This is a genomic window from Paenibacillus sp. J31P190 (genome assembly GCF_059692075.1).
In genome coordinates this window covers 1-1,850 of the sequence record NZ_JCAUAS010000065.1, presented here as the reverse complement: position 1 = coordinate 1,850, position 1,850 = coordinate 1, and the positions used below count along the sequence as shown (strand labels likewise).

At 50.1% G+C, this 1,850-nt stretch carries 1 tRNA gene and 2 rRNA genes; all 3 read right to left on the bottom strand.

The window, feature by feature from the left end:
• Positions 1-1,210, bottom strand: a 23S ribosomal RNA gene (locus AC58U0_RS37220); the annotation flags it as partial.
• Positions 1,211-1,565: 355 nt separating this feature from the next.
• Positions 1,566-1,641: transfer RNA gene (locus tag AC58U0_RS37215), tRNA-Ala, on the bottom strand.
• A gap of 112 nt (positions 1,642-1,753) precedes the next feature.
• Positions 1,754-1,850 (bottom strand): 16S ribosomal RNA (locus tag AC58U0_RS37210); the annotation flags it as partial.

Genomic DNA, 1,850 nt, shown 5'->3' with positions numbered 1-1,850 from the left:
GTGCAAGCCATAGCTTCGGTGGCGTGTTTAGCCCCGTTACATTTTCGGCGCAGAGTCACTCGACCAGTGAGCTATTACGCACTCTTTCAATGGTGGCTGCTTCTAAGCCAACATCCTGGTTGTCTGTGCAACTCCACATCCTTTCCCACTTAACACACACTTGGGGACCTTAGCTGATGGTCTGGGCTGTTTCCCTTTTGACAATGGATCTTAGCACTCACTGTCTGACTCCCGGATTTAAGTTTGTGGCATTCAGAGTTTGACTGGACTTGGTAACCCTTGGCGGGCCCCGCACCCAATCAGTGCTTTACCTCCACAACTCAACATCCGAGGCTAGCCCTAAAGCTATTTCGGGGAGAACCAGCTATCTCCGAGTTCGATTGGAATTTCTCCGCTACCCCCACCTCATCCCCGCATTTTTCAACATGCGTGGGTTCGGGCCTCCAGTGAGTGTTACCTCACCTTCACCCTGGACAGGGGTAGATCACACGGTTTCGGGTCTACGTCCACGTACTAAAGCGCCCTATTCAGACTCGCTTTCGCTGCGGCTCCGCCTTTTCAGCTTAACCTCGCACGGGAACGTAACTCGCCGGTTCATTCTACAAAAGGCACGCCATCACCCATAGAGAGGGCTCTGACTTTTTGTAAGCACACGGTTTCAGGTTCTTTTTCACTCCGCTTCCGCGGTGCTTTTCACCTTTCCCTCACGGTACTGCTTCACTATCGGTCACTAGGGAGTATTTAGCCTTGGCAGATGGTCCTGCCGGATTCCGACGGGGTTTCACGTGACCCGCCGTACTCAGGATACCTCTAGGGATTTCGTTCGATTTTGGCTACAGGGCTTTTACCTTCTATGCCGGACCTTTCCAGATCACTTCGCCTACCAAACTAACCCCATATCGAGGTCCTACAACCCCAAGGAGCAAGCTCCTTGGTTTGGGCTATTCCGCTTTCGCTCGCCGCTACTGACGGAATCACTTTTGTTTTCTTTTCCTCCAGGTACTTAGATGTTTCAGTTCCCTGGGTATGCCTCCAATGCAGCTATGTATTCACTGCATGGTAACTGCGCATTACCACAGCTGGGTTCCCCCATTCGGACATCCCCGGATCAAAGCCTGCTTACGGCTCCCCGAGGCATTTCGTCGTTCGCCACGTCCTTCTTCGGCTCCTAGTGCCTAGGCATCCTCCGTGTGCTCTTTCTAGCTTAACCTAATATAGGGATCTTTTGTCGTAGACTAAAGTCTCACCTTTTCAGGGATCTTTGGTCAAGATCAAAGTCTCTCCTATTGAAAGAGTTAAAGATTTTTGCATGACCCGAAGATCACACAACCTAAGTTCTTACTTTACGTTTTGTTTCGTTATCTAGTTTTCAAGGAACAAATGTGTTGTTCTTCCTTCGCCTCTCAGCGACAGGAACTATATCTTATCATGCCATCTCATCAGCAGCAACAATCAAAAATTACCAAATGGTGAGGTGAATCATAAGTTATACGGATGGCTTTCTTTTCATTAGCCTAGTGTCAACAACACCGCCTTATCGGCGGCGGAAGTATGCATTAAGTTAATGGTGGAGCCAAGCGGGATCGAACCGCTGACCTCCTGCTTGCAAGGCAGGCGCTCTCCCAGCTGAGCTATGGCCCCATATTGATGAGATACACTTCAAGAAGTGTACAAGCTCCATCAAAACTGAACAAATGAAATGAGTAATCAGCGATAGTACTTGACTGGGTCTATCAGACCCGAGTCTCCATAGAAAGGAGGTGATCCAGCCGCACCTTCCGATACGGCTACCTTGTTACGACTTCACCCCAATCATCTACCCCACCTTCGGCGGCTGGCTCCCTTGCGGG